Annotated in this window: 18 protein-coding genes; 8 read left to right on the forward strand and 10 right to left on the reverse strand. The window is 75.2% G+C overall.

Annotated features, from left to right (window positions below; genetic code table 11):
- The first annotated feature begins 51 nt into the window (after positions 1-51).
- Positions 52-681 carry a DUF1304 domain-containing protein gene (locus ACWDBE_RS33635; protein ID WP_449809793.1) on the forward strand — a complete coding sequence of 210 codons (630 nt, stop codon included), beginning with the start codon at positions 52-54 and terminating at the stop codon, positions 679-681.
- Between the two features lie 181 nt (positions 682-862).
- On the opposite strand, the gene ACWDBE_RS33640 is transcribed toward ACWDBE_RS33635, so the two are convergent.
- Positions 863-2230 carry a streptophobe family protein gene (locus tag ACWDBE_RS33640; protein ID WP_449792752.1) on the reverse strand — a complete coding sequence of 456 codons (1368 nt, stop codon included), beginning with the start codon at positions 2228-2230 and terminating at the stop codon, positions 863-865.
- Between the two features lie 597 nt (positions 2231-2827).
- Here ACWDBE_RS33640 and ACWDBE_RS33645 point away from each other — a divergent pair.
- Complete coding sequence (locus tag ACWDBE_RS33645; RefSeq protein WP_449792753.1) at positions 2828-3904, forward strand: DUF6777 domain-containing protein; 1077 nt, start codon at positions 2828-2830, stop codon at positions 3902-3904.
- Between the two features lie 74 nt (positions 3905-3978).
- On the opposite strand, the gene ACWDBE_RS33650 is transcribed toward ACWDBE_RS33645, so the two are convergent.
- Complete coding sequence (locus ACWDBE_RS33650; RefSeq protein ID WP_449809794.1) at positions 3979-4422, reverse strand: winged helix-turn-helix transcriptional regulator; 444 nt, start codon at positions 4420-4422, stop codon at positions 3979-3981.
- A gap of 153 nt (positions 4423-4575) precedes the next feature.
- Here ACWDBE_RS33650 and ACWDBE_RS33655 point away from each other — a divergent pair, with 153 nt between their 5' ends.
- Entirely contained in the window at positions 4576-5811 is a 1236-nt protein-coding gene (locus ACWDBE_RS33655) for an MFS transporter (RefSeq protein ID WP_449809795.1), read from the forward strand.
- A gap of 7 nt (positions 5812-5818) precedes the next feature.
- Here the strand turns inward: ACWDBE_RS33655 and ACWDBE_RS33660 are convergent, their stop codons facing one another.
- Positions 5819-6256, reverse strand: coding sequence for a DUF4259 domain-containing protein (locus tag ACWDBE_RS33660; protein ID WP_449809825.1), 438 nt, complete (start codon positions 6254-6256; stop codon positions 5819-5821).
- Between the two features lie 120 nt (positions 6257-6376).
- Here ACWDBE_RS33660 and ACWDBE_RS33665 point away from each other — a divergent pair, with 120 nt between their 5' ends.
- Both ACWDBE_RS33665 and ACWDBE_RS33670 read left to right on the forward strand, forming a co-directional pair.
- On the forward strand, positions 6377-7186 hold the full coding sequence (locus tag ACWDBE_RS33665; RefSeq protein WP_449792756.1) for a nucleotidyltransferase domain-containing protein: 810 nt from the start codon (positions 6377-6379) through the stop codon (positions 7184-7186).
- Positions 7183-7542 (forward strand): hypothetical protein, encoded by a 360-nt coding sequence (locus ACWDBE_RS33670; RefSeq protein ID WP_449792757.1) that lies wholly within the window; start codon positions 7183-7185, stop codon positions 7540-7542. Before ACWDBE_RS33665 ends, ACWDBE_RS33670 begins: the two co-directional genes overlap by 4 nt.
- 89 nt (positions 7543-7631) lie before the next feature.
- On the opposite strand, the gene ACWDBE_RS33675 is transcribed toward ACWDBE_RS33670, so the two are convergent.
- Together ACWDBE_RS33675 and ACWDBE_RS33680 are read right to left on the reverse strand one after the other, a co-directional pair.
- Entirely contained in the window at positions 7632-9245 is a 1614-nt protein-coding gene (locus tag ACWDBE_RS33675; protein ID WP_449792758.1) for an LCP family protein, read from the reverse strand.
- Entirely contained in the window at positions 9238-9849 is a 612-nt protein-coding gene (locus ACWDBE_RS33680; RefSeq protein ID WP_449809796.1) for a DUF6542 domain-containing protein, read from the reverse strand. The genes ACWDBE_RS33675 and ACWDBE_RS33680 overlap by 8 nt, the downstream gene beginning before the upstream one ends.
- 267 nt (positions 9850-10116) lie before the next feature.
- Here ACWDBE_RS33680 and ACWDBE_RS33685 point away from each other — a divergent pair, with 267 nt between their 5' ends.
- Entirely contained in the window at positions 10117-10323 is a 207-nt protein-coding gene (locus ACWDBE_RS33685) for an antitoxin (RefSeq protein ID WP_363387466.1), read from the forward strand.
- 71 nt (positions 10324-10394) lie between these two features.
- On the forward strand, positions 10395-11093 hold the full coding sequence (locus ACWDBE_RS33690; protein WP_449809797.1) for a lytic transglycosylase domain-containing protein: 699 nt from the start codon (positions 10395-10397) through the stop codon (positions 11091-11093).
- 13 nt (positions 11094-11106) lie between these two features.
- On the opposite strand, the gene galE is transcribed toward ACWDBE_RS33690, so the two are convergent.
- From galE to ACWDBE_RS33710, 4 genes are all read right to left on the reverse strand, one after another.
- Positions 11107-12123, reverse strand: coding sequence for a UDP-glucose 4-epimerase GalE (galE, locus tag ACWDBE_RS33695; RefSeq protein WP_449792761.1), 1017 nt, complete (start codon positions 12121-12123; stop codon positions 11107-11109).
- A 127-nt stretch (positions 12124-12250) separates the two neighbouring features.
- The gene (locus tag ACWDBE_RS33700; RefSeq protein WP_449792762.1) at positions 12251-12898 is read right to left on the reverse strand and encodes a hypothetical protein; all 648 of its coding nucleotides are present in this window, start codon (positions 12896-12898) and stop codon (positions 12251-12253) included.
- A gap of 567 nt (positions 12899-13465) precedes the next feature.
- A complete protein-coding gene (locus ACWDBE_RS33705) occupies positions 13466-13927 on the reverse strand; it encodes a hypothetical protein (RefSeq protein ID WP_449792763.1) in 462 nt (153 codons plus the stop codon).
- Between the two features lie 53 nt (positions 13928-13980).
- Positions 13981-14745, reverse strand: coding sequence for a sigma 54 modulation/S30EA ribosomal C-terminal domain-containing protein (locus tag ACWDBE_RS33710; protein WP_449809798.1), 765 nt, complete (start codon positions 14743-14745; stop codon positions 13981-13983).
- A gap of 341 nt (positions 14746-15086) precedes the next feature.
- Between ACWDBE_RS33710 and ACWDBE_RS33715 the strand changes: the two genes are divergently transcribed.
- Positions 15087-17618 (forward strand): cytochrome P450, encoded by a 2532-nt coding sequence (locus tag ACWDBE_RS33715; protein ID WP_449809799.1) that lies wholly within the window; start codon positions 15087-15089, stop codon positions 17616-17618.
- 67 nt (positions 17619-17685) lie between these two features.
- On the opposite strand, the gene ACWDBE_RS33720 is transcribed toward ACWDBE_RS33715, so the two are convergent.
- Positions 17686-17832 carry a DUF6126 family protein gene (locus ACWDBE_RS33720; RefSeq protein ID WP_392877867.1) on the reverse strand — a complete coding sequence of 49 codons (147 nt, stop codon included), beginning with the start codon at positions 17830-17832 and terminating at the stop codon, positions 17686-17688.
- Between the last annotated feature and the right edge of the window lie 28 nt (positions 17833-17860).

Genomic DNA, 17860 nt, shown 5'->3' on the forward strand with positions numbered 1-17860 from the left:
AGTCGTGCCGCGCGCGGCGGGGATCGCGCGGCGGAGGAAATGCAGCCGTCCATGGACGAGTTCGCGTTCCGCCCCACCCACGTCGCCCCACCGGACGGGATGGCCTCCTGGGCGGCGCCGGACCCGCCCCAACCCGCCGCCCGGGTGGACGGGCGGCTGCTGGTCGCCCTGCCGCAGCCGCCGCCCGCCGCCGGGGGCCCGCCCGCGCGGGACCGCCGACCCGCCGGTGGTGCCCCGGCCGCCCGCCGGGGCCGCACCGGTCGTCCAGCCGTCCTGGTCGCCCCCGACCGGAGGGAGCCGTCCGCCGTGAACGCCGTGAGCCAGGTCTTCGCCGTGGTCGCCGCGGCGATCCACCTGATCGTCTGGCCGCTCGAGAGCTTCCTGTACGGGCACCCGCGGGTGCGCCGGCTGCTCACCGGCAGCACGGCGGACGCCCCGGAGGTCCGGCTGTGGCGCGTCAACGTGGGCTTCTACAACCTGTTCCTGGCGCTCGGCCTGGTCACCGGCCTGGTCCTGCTGCACGCCGGCCACCCGGGGGCCGGGCGGGCGCTGGTGCTCTACGTCGCCGCGTTCATGCTCGCGGGCGGGGTCACCCTGTTCTGCTCCGAGCCGAAGCTCTGGCGGGGCGCGCTCGGCCAGGCGGTACCGCCAGCCGTCATCCTCCTGGCAGAGGCGTTCTGAACCCGGCCGTCCCGGGCGGGCCCCGCGGCCGGGGCGCCAACGGACCGCCGACTGCTCGCCGACCTGCGCCGTCACGCCCCTCGTCGGCACCTGCACCCACATCGCGACCAGCGTCACCGCCTCCCCACCGCCACCGCCACCGCCAGGCACGGACTCCTGCCGAACCACCCGGGTGATCCCGTCAACCGACAGGCCCGCCCAAGGGCGCTTCCTCCCCCGCTCCGGCGACCTCGCCACGGTGCCGCACCCGAGTGGCGAGCAGAGCACCGAGCGCGCCGGCCACCAGCCCCCAACCCGCCGCGAGCGGCACCGCCGTCCAGAGCACCGGGCTCAGGGTGAGGCTGCCGCTGCCCAGCGCGGCCAGCGGGCTGTTGCCGCCGAGCACGGCGCCCAGCAGGTCGCCCAGGCCGCCCCGGCCGAGGCCGACGCCGAGCACCGAGAGCCCGTAGTCGGCGTCCACCCGGGTCCACAGGCCCACCAGCAGCATGGTGACGGCGGCGGAGAGCGCGAACCGGACGGCGTGCTGCCAGAGCCGGACGGTGCGCGGTGAGCGGGCAGCCGCCAGGAACGCGGCCGCGAGCAGCAGGACGGCGGCCAGCGGCAACAGCCACCAGCTGCGCGCGTCCTGCTCCGCGAGGGTGCCGAGGTCGACGGTCGCCTGCCCGCCCTCGGAGGTGCGCAGCACGGCGCTGAGCGGCTTGGGGACGGGCAGGCCGAGCGCGCCGATCAGCCGCCCGTGCCATTCGGCACCGAGCCCGAGGCCGAAGGCCAACCAGACCAGGTTGGGCAGTGCGAGCAGCAGCACGGCCAGGGTCTGCCGGGCGTTGCCGTGCACGATCACGGTCAGCACCCCGGCCACCGCACCGATCACCAGGTACGCCAGCAGGACCGACCAGAGCGCGAAGGCCGCCGGGCGGACGGCGAGTTGGTGGCGCACCAGGGCGGCCGGCAGCGGGGCCCGGCGGGACACCGCGAAGGTGAGCGCGAGCACCACCAGCAGCCAGGCCAGCCCGATGCCGACGGTGGTCGGGCCGTCCGCGTGGAAGCCGACCTCCGGGGTGAGCCCGAGCGCGCCGCCGATCGACTGCGCCAGGTCGTCGCCGAGCGGGACGACGAAGGTGTGCCGGGCGCCGAGGGTGATCAGCACCAGGGCGAGCAGCCAGAGCAGCACCGTCCGGCCGATCCGCCCGAGCAGCTCTCCGCCTCCCGCGACGGCGCGGAAGCGCAGTTGGCGCAGGAACACCTCCGCCATGGTGACCGCGCCGGCCACCGAGACGCTCAGCGGCATCGCGCTGATCTCGGCCCCGACGGCCGCGAAGTCTCCCGCGCCGCCGTCGAGCCGGACGGTGCCGCCGACGGCGAGTGCCAGCGTCGCGGCCAGCACGGCAGGGACGCCGCCGTCCGGGAGGTCGTCGGCGCCGGCCAGCCAGAGGCCGAGTGCGGCGACCGCCGCCATCGCCACCAGCCCGGCCACCACGACGGCGAGCGCCTCCAGCCAGCCTCGGACGGCACCGGGTGGGCCGGCGGCCCGGTTGGTGGGCTGCTGCATGCCGCCTCCTCGTAGTACGCGGGGTGCCTGGGCTCCGGCCGGCAGCCGACCGGTTGCCGGTGGGGCTTCCAGGGTGGCCGACGGTCGGCGGGCACGCTCGGCGACGCCCGGCCCACCTGCTGTTGCGGCGGACGGGGGCGCGGGGGAGAAAGGGAAGCCGACGGCCGGAGCCTCCGGGGCCGGCCCCGGTCGGCCGACCGCCTGCGAAACGGAGCCTCGATGTCCTCCCAGCCACCTCCGTCCGGACCGCCCGGCGAGCCTTCGCAAGGTCCCCCGTCCGGGCCTCCGTCCACACCCCCGTCCGGGCCGCCCTCCGGGCCTCCGTCCACACCCCCGTCCGGGCCGCCCTCCGGGCCTCCGTCCGGACCGCCGGCCGGGCCGCCGTCCACGCCTCCTCCGCCTTGGGGCCCGTACGGGGCATCCGGGACGGGTGGTGCCTCCGGGACGGGCGGCGCCGGGGGTGCGAGCGGCCTCGGCGGTACGGGCGGGCCGTTCGGACCGGGCGGAGCCGGCAGGCCCGGGCCCGGTGCTCGCGGGCCCTGGTGGCGCTCCGGGAAGGGGCTGTTCCCGGCGGCGGGCACGGTGGCGGTGGCCGCGGTGGCCGCCGTGCTGATCACCGGCAACCAGGGCGGCCACCACTCGACCGTGCCGACGGCGAACGAGGTCGCCCTGCAGGCCCCGGCCGATCCCGGGCCGGACCCGTTCACCCCGTCGGTGGAGACCCAGGCGGTGAGCGCCCCCGCGCCCGCCCCCGTCACCCCGACGGCGCAGCATCCGGGCGGCACCTCGCCCGGAAGCGGCCCCACAGCGGTTCTCCACAGCGTCGGGGGCAGCTCGGCCGGGCTGTACGCCGGGACGACGAGCAAGCCGAGCTGCGACACCGAGCGCCTGATCGGGATGGTCTCGGCCGGGGACGCCGGGCGTGCCTGGGCCTCGGCCGTCGGCATCGCGCAGGCCGACATCCCGGGCTACCTGCGCTCGCTCACCTCCGCCTACCTGCGGGTGGACACCCGGGTGACCAACCACAGCTACCGGAGCGGCGCGGTGGTCGCGTACCAGTCCGTGCTCCAGGCGGGCACCGCCGTCCTGGTGGACGCCCGGGGCGTGCCCCGGGCGCGCTGCTCGTGCGGCAACCCGCTGAAGCCGCCGACGCCGGTGAACGACGCCCGTTACACCGGGAAGGCCTGGGCGGGCTTCCATCCGACCGCGCTGATCGTGGTGGTCCCCGCACCGCAGCCGGTGACCGAGATCGTCCTGGCGGACATCCAGACCGGCAGGTGGTTCTCCCGGCTGACCGGGCGGGCCGAGGCCGTGGACCGGACCGTCGAACCGCCGACGGGGCCGCTGGCCCCCGGCATCCCGCCGCCGGCGCCCTGGGAGCCCGCGCCCACGGCCACCTCCCCCACGTCGCCCGGCACCCCCTCACCCGGCACGGCGACGAGCCCGGGGGCGACATCGCCGGGCACCATGAGCTCGGGCACGACGACCACGACGACCGGCACCACGTCCCCGCCCACCGCCACCTCCACCCCCACGTCCACCGTGACGGCGGCTACGCCCACCCATCCGGCGACCGGCACGACGACGGCGGGCCCCGCGAAGATCACCGCCGTCACGACGACCACCGGAACCGGGACCAGATCCGCAACCACGAGCGCCGCCAGGCCGAGCTGACCCGACGTCCGCCACCCGCCCACCGCTGCCACCGGCTACCACCCCGGCCACCCGGCCGGTGGCGGCGGCTCGCCTCAGGGCAGCAGCACCCGCGCGTCCTGCGGCCCGAGCAGCCGGCCGTCCGCCGAGCGCACCTCGACCGGTGCGACGGGCGCGCCGGACTCGCGGTCCACCAGGCGGGCCCGGGGCTCGCCCTCCTCGAAGAACCACTCGTCGCCCCACTGCCGCAGCGCCGTGATCACCGGGAACAGCGCGCGCCCCTTCTCGGTGAGGACGTACTCCTGATAGGGGCTGCCGTCCGCGGCCGGTGCGAGCTCGAACACGCCGTTGGCGACCAGGTTGGCCAGGCGGGCCGACAGGATGTTCTTGGCCAGGCCGAGGTTCTTCTGGAACTGCCCGAAGCGGCGCAGCCCGTCGAAGGCGTCACGGACGATCAGCAGCGTCCAGCCGTCACCGACGACGTCGATCGGACGGGCGACGGGGCAGCTCGATTCCTCGTGCGTGGTGCGTTTCGGCACTTCTCCCACCTCTCGGCTGTCGGCTCTCGGCTCCGGACTCCCACCGGTCGGCGCCCAGCGTACCGATCAGCATGGTTGCTTATTGAAACCAGGATATGCCATGGTCTCTCGGTAGCACTTTGAAACCACTGTGCCCTTCGAGGGAGTCCCACCATGACCTCTCCCGCCCGCACAACCGCGGCCTGCGCCGAGGCCGGACCACCCGACAACCCCGGCGGAGCGCCGGCGCGCGGCCTGTCGCCCGCCGCCGCCTGGCTGCTCTCCGTCGCCTGCGGCCTCGCCGTGGCCAACGTCTACTACTCACAGCCGCTGCTCGACCTGATCGCCCGGGACTACGGCATCTCCCCGGCCACCATCGGCCTGGTCGGCACCCTCACCCAGACGGGCTACGCCCTGGGCCTGCTGCTGCTCGTGCCGCTCGGCGACCACGTCAACCGCCGCACCCTGATCACCACCCAGCTGGGCCTGTCCGTCCTCGCCCTCCTCGCCGTCGCGCTCGCCCCCTCCGCCCCGCTGATGCTCGCCGCGATGGCCACCGTCGGCGTCCTCGCGGTCGTCGCCCAGGTGGTCGTCGCCCATTCCGCCCAACTCGCTGCCCCGGGCGACCAGGGCCGCGTGGTCGGCACCGTGACCAGCGGCATCGTGGTCGGCATCCTGCTCGCCCGAACCGTCGCCGGAACCATCGGCGACCTGGCGGGCTGGCGCGCCGTCTACCTGGCCTCCGCCGTCGCGGCCGCCGCCATGGCCCTCGCCGTCGCGGCCACCGTCCCGTCCGAACGGCACCGCACGGTCGAGCGGATCGGCTACCCGCGCCTGGTCGGCTCGGTGTTCGTGCTCTTCGCCCAGGAGCGCGTGCTCCGCACCCGGGCCGTCCTCGCGCTGCTCAGCTTCACCTCCGTCACCGTGCTGCTCACCCCGATGGTGCTCCCACTCGCCGCGCCGCCCTTCGCCCTCAGCCACACCCAGATCGGGCTCTTCGGCCTCGCCGGCGCCGCCGGAGCGCTCGGCGCCGGGTTCGCCGGCCGCCAGGCCGACCGCGGCCGGGCCGAACGCACCACCGGCATCGGCCTGTTCGCCATGCTGGTCGGCTGGCTCCCGGCCGCGCTGCTGCCGCACTCCGTCTGGTGGCCGGTGCTCGCCATGGTGGTGATCGACTACGGCCTGCAGTCCGTCCACGTCGCCAACCAGCACCTGCTCTACCAGGTCCGCCCGGAGGCGCGCAGCCGCCTGACCGCCGGCTACATGCTGTTCTACTCCGCCGGGTGCGGCGCCGGCGCGATCCTGTCCACCGTCGTCTACGACCACGGCGGCTGGACGGCCGTCTGCCTGCTCGGGGCCGCCACCAGCCTCACCGCACTCGGCTACTGGTGGACGGCGGCCCGCCACTGACGTCCGCTCAGATGTCGAACAACGGCACGTCGATCGTCGGCGGCACCGGATCGAGGACGTCGCGCAGCTCCCGTATGCCCCGCCGCCAGGCCGGACCGCTCTCCGTCTCGTCCCACAGCTCCGCGAGCTCCGACTCCTCCGCCACCACCCGGTCCAACGCCTCCACCGCGAGCGGGCGCAGCTCGACGGAGAGCGGCGGTATCGGCTCCTCGGGGCCGTAGGCGCTCGTCACCGCCGCGCCGCCCGGGCACTGCGCCGCCACCAGCGCGGCGGCGACGACCGCCTCCACGGCCTCGTCCGAGTCCAGGTACTCCTCCGCCCGGACGGCGCCCAGCAGCGCCGACCGAAGCAGCGCCTCACGCTCACCCGGCGCCGCGTCGTCCAGGCCGTTGCAGAAGTCCGCCGCCGAGTCGTTGTCGAAGTGCCCGATGTCCCAGGTGCCCATGCCGTTCCCCACCACGCCGTTCGTGTTCGTGTGCAACGGATGCTTGCACACCCCACTGACAATCCGCGGGCCGACGGATATTCGCTGGTCAGCGGGGCGCCGCTGGGACATAGTGCCGCCATGACCACCACTCAGGGGCTGGACCGGGACGGCTTCATCGCACGGGAGGGCTCGCTCGAGCGCGTCCCCCCGGCGTTCGCGCCCGTGGTCGCGGCCGCCCGCGAGCGGATCGCCGCGGCCTTCACCCCCGACCGCCTGCACAGCGCCTACCTCTACGGCAGTGTCCCGCGCGGCACCGCGACACCCGGCGTCTCCGACCTCGACCTGCTGCTCGCCCTGCACCACGAGCCCAGCGCCGCGGACCGGGCGGCGGCCGACGCCCTCGAGGCCGCGCTCGACGCCGAGTTCGCGCAGGTGAACGGGGTCGGCGTGCTGCTCTTCGACACCGGCACGCTGCTCAGCGAGCTGGAACGCCACGACCTCGGCTGGTTCGTCGCCTGCCTCTGCACCCCGCTGCTCGGCAAGGACCTCGCCGCCCGGCTCCCCCGCTACCGCCCCACCTCGCTGCTCGCCCGGGAGACCAACGGCGACCTCGCCCTGGTCCTCCCGCAGTGGCGCGAGCGCCTGGCCGCCGCCGCCACGGACGGCGAACTGCGCGCACTCACCCGCGGCATCTCCCGCCGGCTCGTCCGCACCGGCTTCACCCTGGTGATGCCGCGCTGGGGCGGCTGGACCAGCGACCTCGCCGCCTCCGCCGAGGCCTTCGCCGCCCACTACCCCGAACGCGCCGCCCAGCTGCGACTCGCCGCCACCATCGCCCGCACCCCCACCGCCGACCGGGCCGCCCTGGCCGTGCTCGTCGACGACCTGGGCCCCTGGCTCGCCGCCGAGTACGCCGCCGTCCACGGCGTGAAGGCGCCCCGCCCGTGACGGCGCCGGAGACGGCGGGCCACCCGCTGGTCCGCGAGGTCTTCCCCGATCCGGTCGGGGAGCTGGTCGACCTCCTGACGCGGGAGGGCGAGCCCGAACCGGCCGCCCGCGCCTGGAGCCTGCGGCTGGTCGCGGAGTGCCGCTGCGGGGACGACTTCTGCCAGAGATTCCGGACGGCTCCGCATCCGTACGGCCGGCCGTACGGTCGGGGCCACCGGTGCGTCCGGCTCGATCCGGCCGAGGGCGTGCTCGTCCCGGACGTCGTGGACGCGCGGATCGGGTACGTCGAGGTCCTCGACCGCGAGCCGCTCCGGGACACCCGCCCCGGCCCGGCCCGAGGACCAGGCCGGCACTGAGCACCACGAGGGCCTGCCCCTGGCCGAGCCCCATGAGAGCCTGGCCCTGGCCAAGCACCACGAGGACCGTTCCGCCGCCCCGAGGAGCCTCAGTCCACGCACGGGATCCCGCCCGCCCGCACCGCCGGCCCCTGCATCGGCAGCCCCGCCGCCGGGTCGGCGGAGGGCTCTCCCTGCGCCGGGGCGCCCGACGGCACGGCCGTCGGGCTCGGGGTGCGGACGGGGGCGAGGGTGACCACCACGCGGCCCGCCGGGACGGCCGCCGAGTAGACCGCGCTCACCCCGTAGCGGGCGGCGAGGCGCTGGGCGTCGGTCTTGGCCCCGGCCCCGTAGGTGACCGCGGTGGCCCGCGTCCTGGCCGGGGCGTCACCGATCCGGCCCACCTGGTAGCCCAGTTCGGCCAGCGCCCTGGACTCGTCGGCCGCCACCCCCGCGGCCGCGTTGACGTCGACCACGGCCTTGAGCACCGCACCCGGGGCGGCGGCGGACGACGGGCCCGGTTCGACGGGCACGTCCCCCGGCGGGGCGGCCGGAACGACCGGCGCCGCCTCGTGGTTGAAGAGCTGTCGGACGATCTTCCTGATCAGGTCCGGGTTGACAGTGTTGACCTCCTGCCCGCCGACGGTCTTGAAGCCGCTGATCGGCAGGGTGTTGAACTCCACGTTGCCGCCGGTCAGGTTGGGCGCCTGCTGGGCGAAGTCGAGGATGTCCCACTCGTTGTCGATGACCACGTCCTTCTTCACCACCGCGAACAGCTTCTGCATCTGCCCGAGGTCGTTCAGGATGCCCTGCTGCTTGAGCTTGTACTCGACGGAGGAGAGGAACGCCTGCTGCCGGTGGGTGCGGTCGAGGTCGCCGTTGGCGAGGTGGTGGCGCTGGCGGACGAAGGAGAGCGCCTGCGCGGCGTCGAGGGAGCTGATCCCGGCCGGGAGCCTGAGGCCGGTGCCACCGCCCTCGTGGGTGGCGGTCCGGGCGGTGATCGGGTCGTCCACCGGGTGGTTGAGGCAGACCTGGATCGGCTCGACCGCCTTGGCGATGTCGTAGAAGCCCATCAGGTTCACCTCCGCGAAGTGGTCGATGGGGACGTCCAGGAAGGACTGCACCGTCTGGATGGTGGCCGAGCGGCCGGCCTCCCGGCTGCGCCGTTCCAGCTCCGCCCTGGAGAGCCCCCTGCCCGCCAGCTTCTGCTCCGCGGCCCCCTTGGCGATCCCGTACGCCTCCTTGACCTTGTGCATCCTGCCGTCGGCGCCGACGGTCTGTACGTAGTCGTCGCGCGGGACGGAGAGCGCGGTGACCCTGCCGCCGTCGGCCGGGATGTGCAGCACGATCAGGGCGTTGGTGTTGTACCCGCCGATCTCGCTGGAGCCGGCGTGCAGTTCGTCCTCCACGAACTGCCTGGGCAGGTCGTTGCCGTCCATGTCCTTGCGGCTGTCCAGGCCGATCAGCAGCAGGTTGACGGACTTGTCGAGGTGCGGCGGGGCGTTCTTCTTGGCCTCGCTCAGCGCGGAGGACTTGATCATGCCGTCGTCCAGGCTGCGGTACTCGTACCAGGTGAAGCCGCTGGCCCCGAGCACGGCGATCGAGACGGTGCAGGCCAGGGTGCGCCCGGCGACGGTGATCGGGGCGGCCCCGCGGCGCGGGAGGTGCCCGCGCTGACCGCGCTGACCCCGGCCGCCGGTACGGCTGTTGACGCGCTCAGCCACGGCGGCCCCTTCCACCGGGTGCGGCCGTCCTGCCTTTTCGCCGGCGCTCCGACACCGTCCGGCGGGCCGACGCGGCGCGGAGCGCGACCACGGCGAGCGCCACCGCCACGGCCGCGGCCATCACCGGGAACGCCCCGACCACCCAGCGCAGCACGCCGGTGCCGAGGTTCTTCCCCTGGTACTTCCCGGGCTGCGCGAGGTACTCGACGCCCGAGGCGGTGAGCAGCACCACGACCGGAGCGGCCGTCACCACCCACCACCGGCCCGCCCGGCTGCACAGCGCCGCGGCGGCCGCCGTCCCGAGCACCGAGCCCACCGCGAAGAGGAGGCCGACGCCCGGCCCGTCGAGTTCGTCCGCGACCGCGCCGAGCAGCGGCAGCCCGACCGCCGAGAGCGCGGCCGCCGCCCCGGCCCGTCGGCGCGCCTGCTGGTGGCGGCGGGCCGCCCCGGGGCGCGGCGGCCGGGGCGTGACGGGGGCCGCGGCAGCGCCGGGGGCGCCTGCGGCTCCCGCGCCGACCGCCCGGGAGCGCTGGGTCGGAAGGGCGCGGCCCTCGGTACGCGGTCCCGCGTCCTGGTACGGCGTTCTCGCCCGCTGACCGGCCATGCGCACTTCCCTCGATCGTTGCGGCCGCGGCGGCGCGATCGCACCGCCGCGTGTGCCGGGACGCCCTCGGTCCTGCCGGCGTCCTGGTGGGACCCCATCCTCTACATCGCTGTAGAGGATGGGGTGGAGCATACAAACCCATTTCAGCAAAGTCACCCGCTGCCACCCGGCAGCGACGGACCGCCCGGTGGGCCGTCGTTAGGATGGTCATGATCCCCGCCACGTCGGCACACCATCAGGAACGCATCAGAGGAGCAGAGCGTCACCATGTTTGAGAGTCTGAAGAACATCGCGGACAAGGCCACCGACCTCGCCCGCGAGCACGGCGACGTGATCGGGCAGGGCCTGGACAAGGTCGGCGACGCGATCGACGACCGCACGGACGGCAAGTACAGCGGGCAGATCGACACCGGCGTCGAGAAGGCGAAGGACTTCCTGCGCAACCTCGACGGCGACCGGAAGCCCACCGAGTAGCCTGCCGCGGGGCACGATCAGCCGCGCGGCGGTCGAACGGACATACGGGCGAACGGGGAGGGGCGGCAGCGGTGAGCGAGGAGAAGAAGGGGTCCGGCCGGGGACGCTGGCTGGTGATCGGCGTCGTGGTGGTGGCCGGACTGGGTCTCGTCCGCGGCAACGGCCACGACGGCGCGGCCTCCGCCGACCCCTCCCCGACCGCGGCCGCCCCGTCCGGCGCCTCCGCGGGCGCCGCGCCGTCGGCCGGCGCCTCCGCGGCGCCGTCGAAGCCCCCGAAGCCGTCGGGCTCCTACGACCCCGCCGACTACGCGGCGCCGGTGCGCCGGTACGCCGCCGAGGCCGGGGTCAACCCGCAGCTGCTGATGGCGATCCTCTACAACGAGGCGTACAAGCCTCACGACCCCGAGCTCGAACGGGCCTGGCAGCGGAGCAAGCCGGACGCCTCCTTCGGCATCGCCAACATGCACCGGGCCGCCTTCGACGACACCAAGCCCGGCCGCCCCTTCGCCTCCCGGCAGTGGGAGGAGCTGCCGGACGACCGCGACCTGGCCATCCAGGCGGCCGCCTGGCACCTGCACGACCTCGCCGCACAGCTGCCCGTCCGCCCGGGCGCGCCGCTCACCCGGGACGAACTGGCCGCCCTCGGATACAACGCGGGCGCGGGCAACATGCTGGCCTTCGCCCGGGGCGTCAAGATCGGCTCCCAGGCGCAGTCCTACCTCGACCGACTGCGCGACAACTGGTCGAAGTCCGGCGAGGCCGTCAAGTAGCGTCGTGCGGCGGTCAGCTGACGCCGACCCGGGCCGACCAGACCCGCCGCCAGGCCAGCGCGTCGGCGACCCCCTCGGCGATGCCGCGCCGCGGCTGCCAGCCGAGCAGGTCCCGCGCGGTGTCCACGACGGCGTAGCAGCCGATCACGTCCCCGGGCCGCGGTCCGGCCTCCCGCACCTCCAGGCTGGCGCCGACGGCCTGTTCGAAGGCGGCGATCAGCTCCCGCACGGTGGTCCCGTCGCCGGTGCCGACGTTGATCACCCGGTAGCGGTCCGCCACGCCCGGGGCGATCACCTCGTCGAACCGCAGCAGCGCCGCGACGTGCGCCTCGGCGAGGTCCTGGACGTGGACGTAGTCGCGGATGCCGGAGCCGTCGCGGGTCGCCCAGTCGGTGCCGGTCACGGTGAACGGGGTGCCGGTGGTGTGCGCCTCGATCAGCTTGCCCAGGGCGTGGGTGGGGTTGAGGTCCTGGAGGCCGGTGCGCAGCTGCGGGTCGGCGCCGATCGGATTGAAGTAGCGCAGGGCGATGACGCGTTGGCGCTCGGCGCCCTCGCCCCGGGTCCAGTCCTGGAGGACCTGCTCCATCATCTGCTTGGTGCGCGCGTACGGGCTGCCGGCGTCGACCGGGCTGCTCTCGTCGACCCGGGCGTCAGGGGTGGGGGCGTAGATCGACGCGGAGCTGCTGAAGACGATCCGGGTGCAGCCGTTGCGCTGGAGGGCGTCCAGGAGCTCGACGGTCTTGGCGACGTTCTCCCGGTAGTAGTACAGCGGCTTGGCCACCGACTCCGGTACCACGATCTTCGCGGCACAGTGCACGGTGGCGTCGATGTCGGGATGCTCGGCGAAGATCCGGTCGAGCAGGGCGGCATCGGCGATGTCGCCCCGGTAGAAGACCCGGTCCGCGACGAACTCTGTCCGTCCCCGGGAGAGGTCGTCCAGCACGACCGGGGTGATCCCCCGGTCGAGCAGGGCGGAGGCGACGGTGCTGCCGATGAATCCCGCACCTCCGGTGATCAGGACCTTCTTCATGCGCGGACGCTCCCTTGCGATCGTCCGGGCACCCGCGGTGGCGCCCGGTGACCGAAAAGGACGTCGGTTCGCACCCGGCTGGTTCCGCCGGGCGCCCCCGCGACCCGGCCGGGCGGTCCAGGACGGGTCAGCCGCGGTGGCGGCGCAGCCAGAGTCCGGTGGCGACCAGCACCACGGCCGCGCAGGCGGTGCCGATGGCCGCCCAGGTGGTGGTGTCGGAGGTGGTCGCGTGGGCGGGGCGCGGCGAGCCCTCCCGGGCGGCGACGGCGGCGGTCCCCGCCGCCGCGGTGCTTCCCGCCGCCGTCGCGGTCTCCCGGAGCGGGGCGGGGGCCACCTCGGCGGACCGCGGCGAGCCTTCGGACAGCGCCGGGTCCTCCGTCTCCGGGGGCGTCGGGTCGGCGATCGCGACGGTGTCGACGTCGAGTTCGCGCTCGCCGTGCCCGAGGGCGGGGACGACGCAGTCCACCGTCACCCGCCAGTGCCCGACGGGGAGGGCCTCCCGAGTGGTGTACGTGCCGGGGCTGCCGGGGGCGGTGACCAGGCGCCAGGGGCCGACGGTGCGACCGTCGGAGGCCGTCGCGGAGAGCGTGCCGGTGAACTCCCCGGTCACCGGGTCGTGGTCGTTCTCCCAGGTGGCGACGGTGCTCACGCGGCCGTTCCGCTGGCCGGTGACGTCCAGGTGGACGCCGTCGCCGTGGGCGGCGGCGGGTACGGCGGCGGGCAGCAGGGCGGCGGCGGCCAGGGCGAGGGCGGCGAGGTGGGGGCGGGTTCGCATACGGGCTGGTCCTCGGGGCGGTGTGGGGGCGGGGGCACTGGGAACGGCCGGCGCCGGGAACGGCTGCCGCCGGGTGGGCGGTCGACGTTCCCGGCGCGACGGGCCTGCAGGCCTGCGGGCCTACGGGCCCACGGGCGTCGGCGGCTCGGGTCGAAGGGTCGGCCGGCATACGGGCCGACCGGTTTCACGGACTCACAGGAACAGCCTTACCCCGAACGACTCACGAGGCCCTCGACAGCGGCCGGTTCTGCCAAGGGCTTCCGCCCGGCGACTGCCGACCGCCGCAGCCCCGACCCAAGACGGCCGACGCACAGGGGATCTGACTCATGATCACCTCAACCGCCATGCACCACCCCCGGGTCGGGCTCCCCTGACGCGCGGGGCTCGGACCTTCCGACACTCCGGAGAGCGGGAGGGGCGGCCGGAGATAACAGAAATCGCCCGCGGAGTTCCCCCGTCCGACTCAAGGAAAAAGCGGTGCGCCCGGACACTGCCGGGCGCACCGCTTGCACCCCGGACTCGCCATCGCGGTCCGAGACATGACGAACACTCAGGACGACCGAAGGGTCAGGCCGCGACCCTCACCCGCTCCGCCCCGAAGGCCGCCGCACCGACCGCGGACCGTACCGCCGCCACCGCGCCGGCGCCGCAGCCCCCGTGCAGGCGGGCCAGCCCGGCCGCCAGGGCGATCCGGTCCCCGGCCAGCCAGAGCCGCAGGGCCGCCGAGAGCGCGGCACTGGCCGGACCGGCCGCGGGGCCGCCGGTCCGCGCGAGCCGCTCACCGAGCAGCGGCAGCAGGTCCGCGACCGGGGCGGGCAGCCACAGGGTGAGCGCGAAGGGTGCCGGTCTGGACAGCACGCGCAGCAGCGGCAGGACGCAGGTGTCGTCGTGCAGCGCGGGGATGACCTCCAGCAGTCCGTCCACCGCCACGTCCGAGACGTCGCCACCGTGCCCGCGCGCGAGTTCGCGCAGCAGCGCGCGCTCGGCGGCGGTGATCCGGACGGTCAGCATGACTTCTTCGCAGTCCATGGTCCCGACCCCTTGTCGTGGAGAGTTCGTGGTGTGGTCGTCGTGCCGTGGTGTCAGTCCTGTGCCGAGTGGGTTCCTGCCCCGATCCGGCCGTCCGACACCGGCGCTATCAGGCCGTAGTGGCCGTCGAAGCGGCGGTAGAGCACCCGGGCGCGGTGGTCGCCGGGGTCGGTCCAACCGACGAACGGGCCGCCGGTGAGCCAGAGCCGGCGGGCCGCCTCGGCGAGGTCGAGCGGGGGCATCGCGCTGGTGCCGGCGGCGCACAGCTCCACGGTGCCGCCCGGCGAGCAGCGGTGGACCAGGCTGTCGCGCCCGGTCGCGGCGTCCGCGAAGAGGTGGAACCGCCGGTCGAGGGCGAGCAGTTCGAGCACGGCCTGTTCGGGGTTGCGGCGAGCGAGCACGACCGCCTTGTGCCGGGCGATCCGCCGCTGGGCGAGCGGGCGGTCGGCGTACTGGGGGCGGTAGGAGCTCTCGTAGGCGGCGGCGAAGCCGATGTCCCCCTGCTCGCGCAGCCGGAGGGCCCGGCCGGCCAGCGTGCCGAGCACCAGGTCGACGGACTCCCGCGCGGTGCCGGTGGCCAGTTGGACCCGGACCGGCCCGAGACCCGCCAGCTCGACGCCCGCCTGGGCCAGCGCGGGCCGGGTCACCGAGCGGTTCCGCGAGCGGGTCAGCCGCAGTCGCAGCGCGTGGGCGTCGGGGCCGAGCGCCGTGGCGGTGGCCAGCGCCCGTACCCGGGCGTACTCGGCCTCCTCCCGCGGCAGCTCGCCGCGGATCTCCACCCGGACGTCGAGGGCCGGCCGGTGGCGCAGACGGGTCATCAGGTTCCTCCTTCTTCGCATCCATGCTGTCCCTCGCACGCCCGTGCGGCGAGGGTCCAAAGACCCTGCAGTCCGGGCAACCGCCGGGCCGCCCGGGCGAAGGCATCCGCGCAGGTCAACACGGAGCTTCGAGCACGCACGAAAGGGTCGATCCACTCGGCCGTTGGAGTGATCCCCGCACATTCGGCGCAACGCTCGGGAAACCGGCGCGTTTGCTCAACGTGCGCCCTCCCGCCGGGGGCGCGCGCGGGGGCCGCGCTGGGCGGTCCCCCGCATCCCGGCCGGCCCGCCGCTGCCACCCGGTATCGCCCGCACCGGCCCCTCTGGTGAGAGGTAGTGTCATGTCCCTGCAGACCGAGACCCGGAAGCTGATCGTCCCGCCGAGAACCGCACCCGGCCCTTCCCCGCTGGCCCGCGCCGCCGTCCCCCCGCTGGCCCCCGGTGCCCTGCCCGGCCTCGGGCACGCCGGCGCCCTGCTGCGCGACCCGCTGGGCTTCCTCGGCTCGCTCTCCCGCCACGGCGGGGTGGTCCGCATCCGACTCGGCCCGCGCACCGTCTGCGTGGTGACCGACGCCCGGCTGGTCCACACCCTGCTCGTCGCACTGGCCCACGACTGCCCGCGCGGCGCCGTCCAGGACACCCTCAAGACGGCCTTCGGCGACGGCCTGCTGATGTCCGAGGGCCAGGCCCACCGCGACCGCCGCCGGATCATCCAGCCGGCCTTCGGCCCGGACCGGATGGGCGAGTACCTGGCCGTGATGCAGCAGGTCACCGAGGAGCGGGCCGCGCGCTGGCGCCCCGGGCAGGTGCTCGACGTGGCCAAGGAGATGAACCACCTGGCGCTGGAGATCGTCACCCGCTCGCTGTTCGACGCCCGGCTCAGCGAGGACGCCACCGTCGCCTTCCACCGGGCACTGCCGGACCTGGTGAAGGGCCAGATCGTCCAGTCCCTCTACCCGAAGCCGTCGCTCGCCCGGCTGCCGCTGCCCGTCAACCGGCGCTTCGACGACGCCGTGCGGGTGCTCAACCGGGTGGTCGACCAGGCCGTCAACGGCCGTGCCCCGACCGCGGGCACCGGGGCCGGGGCCGGGGCCCGACGCACCCTGCCCGCCCTGCTGCGCGCCGCCACCGACCCGGCGACCGGCTGCCCGCTCACCGAGGCCGACGTCCGCTCCGAGGCGATCACCATGTTCGGCGCGGGCACCGAGACCGTCTCCACCACCCTCACCTGGCTACTGGACGAGCTGCTGCGCCACCCCGAGGCGGAGGCCCGGATCCTCGACGAGCTGGACGAGCACCTGCCCGTCGGCACCGTCCCCACCCCCGAGGCGCTGGCCCGGCTCACGTACACCCGCAGCGTCACCCAGGAGGTGGTGCGGCTGCACGCGCCCAACGCCTTCCTGATGCGCACCGCCCAGGTGCCGGTCGAGCTGGGCCCGTACCGCGTCCCGGCCGGCACCGAGCTGCTGTACAGCCTCACCGCGCTGCACCGCGACCCGGTGCGCTACCCGGAGCCGACGAGCTTCCGGCCCGAGCGCTGGCAGGACGGCGGCGGCACCGGGCGGCCCTCCTTCCTGCCGTTCGGGGCGGGCAAGCACAAGTGCATCGGCGAGGCCTTCGCCTGGGCGGAGCTGACCGTCGCGGCCGCGGCGATCCTCCGCCGCTGGCGCCCGACGGCCGTGCCGGGCTCCCGGGCCCGCGAAGTGGTGTGGACGACGGTCCAGGCGCACGGCCTGCGGGTGCGGCTCGCGCCACGGGGCGCGCGCTCCCCACGCGGACGCACCTCGACGGCCTCCCGCGACGGCGACGCCGCCGCCTCACCGGGGAACGCGGTGGCCTCCTCGCAGGGCGAGCCGCCCGACCGGTGTCCGTTCACCGGCGCCGACCGCGCGACCGCCCCCGCCACCTCCACGGCCCCGGCCGCGCCCACGAGCCCGGCCGGCCCGGCGGCCCCCCGGCCGCGCACCCATCTGCGCCTCGCCGCCGACCGGCACGCCGACTGGGTGGTCCGCCACGGCCTGCTCACCCCGCCCGAGCTGCCCCGCTACCGGGCCTACGCGCTGCACGAGCTGATCGGCCACGCCTTCCCCCGCACCCGGGGCGCCGAACTCGACCTCCTGGTGGACATGCTGGGCTGGTTCACCATCCTGGACGACCGCTTCGACGGCTCGCCCGGCCGCCACCCCGACGAGGCCCGCGCCCTGGTCGACCCGCTGAACGCGGTCCTCGACGGAGCCCCCGGCGACAGCCCGTCCGAGAGCCACACGCTGCTCGCCTGGCGGGAGTTGTGGCAGCGGCAGACCGCGTCGATGTCCCCGGAGTGGCGCGCCCGGGCGACCCGGGAGTGGCGGGCCTGCCTGGCCACCTTCCCCGCCGAGGCCGACCACCGCGCCCGCGGCACCGTGCCCGCCCTCGGCCTCGACCTCACGGACACCATGCACCTGCGCCGGCACGGCAGTTGCCTCTACCCGTTCATGAACATACTGGAACGGGTCCACGGCGCCGACGCCCCGGCCGCGCTCCACGCGGAGCCCGCGCTGCACCGGCTGCGCGCCAACACCGCCGACGCCGCCACACTGATCAACGACCTCTACTCGCTGAGGCGCGAGGAACGACAGCCCGGGGCCGCCTTCAACACCGTGATCGCCCTCCAGCGGGCCCACGGCTGCACCCGGAGCCGGGCGGTCCACTCGGTGCGCGCCCAGGTGGCGCGGCTGCAGCAGGAGAGCGAGGAGCTGCGCCGCGAGCTGCTGTGCCGCCACCCCTCCGGGCGCTGGTACCTGGACGGCACCCGGGAGCTGATCGCCGGCGTGCTGGCCTGGACCAGCACCAGCCACCGCTACCTGGTGCCGGACCGCGGCCGGCGCCGGTGAGGGTCCCGCCCGCGGCGCAGCCGAGCGTCCCGCTCCCGGCGACGGTGAGGCTCCCGCCCGCGGCGCGCTACTTCCGGCCGCCGAGCGCGAACAGCAGCAGCACGAAACCGGCGAACAGGTGCGTGGCGAAGATGTAGATGCCCGCGCGGATCAGCATCGCCTTGCGGCGCCGCTTCTCCTCGCTCGTACCCTCGTCGCTCGTGCTGTCGCTCATGGTGGTGCTTCTCCTCGGATCGGGCGGA

This window comes from Kitasatospora sp. NPDC001132 (genome assembly GCF_053598415.1).

What these genes read in the sequence shown, in the direction of transcription:
- ACWDBE_RS33635 (WP_449809793.1), top strand. Translation starts at nt 52, where the DNA reads ATGGACGAGTTCGCGTTCCGCCCCACCCACGTCGCCCCACCGGACGGG.
- ACWDBE_RS33640 (WP_449792752.1), bottom strand. Translation starts at nt 2,230, where the DNA reads ATGCAGCAGCCCACCAACCGGGCCGCCGGCCCACCCGGTGCCGTCCGA.
- ACWDBE_RS33655 (WP_449809795.1), top strand. Translation starts at nt 4,576, where the DNA reads ATGACCTCTCCCGCCCGCACAACCGCGGCCTGCGCCGAGGCCGGACCA.
- ACWDBE_RS33660 (WP_449809825.1), bottom strand. Translation starts at nt 6,256, where the DNA reads ATGGGCACCTGGGACATCGGGCACTTCGACAACGACTCGGCGGCGGAC.
- ACWDBE_RS33665 (WP_449792756.1), top strand. Translation starts at nt 6,377, where the DNA reads ATGACCACCACTCAGGGGCTGGACCGGGACGGCTTCATCGCACGGGAG.
- ACWDBE_RS33680 (WP_449809796.1), bottom strand. Translation starts at nt 9,849, where the DNA reads ATGGCCGGTCAGCGGGCGAGAACGCCGTACCAGGACGCGGGACCGCGT.
- ACWDBE_RS33685 (WP_363387466.1), top strand. Translation starts at nt 10,117, where the DNA reads ATGTTTGAGAGTCTGAAGAACATCGCGGACAAGGCCACCGACCTCGCC.
- galE (WP_449792761.1), bottom strand. Translation starts at nt 12,123, where the DNA reads ATGAAGAAGGTCCTGATCACCGGAGGTGCGGGATTCATCGGCAGCACC.
- ACWDBE_RS33700 (WP_449792762.1), bottom strand. Translation starts at nt 12,898, where the DNA reads ATGCGAACCCGCCCCCACCTCGCCGCCCTCGCCCTGGCCGCCGCCGCC.
- ACWDBE_RS33705 (WP_449792763.1), bottom strand. Translation starts at nt 13,927, where the DNA reads ATGGACTGCGAAGAAGTCATGCTGACCGTCCGGATCACCGCCGCCGAG.
- ACWDBE_RS33710 (WP_449809798.1), bottom strand. Translation starts at nt 14,745, where the DNA reads ATGACCCGTCTGCGCCACCGGCCGGCCCTCGACGTCCGGGTGGAGATC.
- ACWDBE_RS33715 (WP_449809799.1), top strand. Translation starts at nt 15,087, where the DNA reads ATGTCCCTGCAGACCGAGACCCGGAAGCTGATCGTCCCGCCGAGAACC.
- ACWDBE_RS33720 (WP_392877867.1), bottom strand. Translation starts at nt 17,832, where the DNA reads ATGAGCGACAGCACGAGCGACGAGGGTACGAGCGAGGAGAAGCGGCGC.